The organism is Pseudomonas sp. 05N434 (assembly GCF_056396965.1).
Window position 1 is genome coordinate 1 of the sequence record NZ_JBFTMK010001166.1, and the last position, 412, is coordinate 412.

1 protein-coding gene is annotated in these 412 nt (G+C 54.3%); it reads right to left on the minus strand.

Features of this window, described 5'->3' with window-relative positions:
- A partial coding sequence (locus AC1DLB_RS32260) for a 50S ribosomal protein L25 (protein ID WP_477786567.1) occupies window positions 1-412 on the minus strand: 412 nt, incomplete at both ends.

The following is a 412-nucleotide window of genomic DNA, read 5'->3' on the forward strand; positions in this document are numbered from 1 at the left end:
GCGCTGATGTCGGACAGGTGAATGATCGAGCCGACTTCGGCGTTAGCCAGGTCAACTTCGATGAATTCAGGCAGGTCTTTCGGCAGGCAGGACACTTCGATTTCAGCAACAACGTGCGAAATCTCGCCGCCTTTCTTCACCGGAGCAGCTTCGTTGATGAAGTGCACTGGAACGATAGCGGTCAGCTTTTGGCCAGCAACTACGCGTACGAAGTCAGCGTRCATCACGTGGCCTTTGGCCGGGTGACGCTGCAGAGCCTTGATGATTACGTTTTGCTTGGTGCCGCCAACGTTCAGCTCGATGATGTGGCTGTAAGCCGCTTCGTTTTCGAGCAGTTTGGCAACTTCTTTAGCCAGCATGCTGATGGATTCAGGGGCTTTTTCGCCACCGTAAACTACAGCTGGAACCAGGC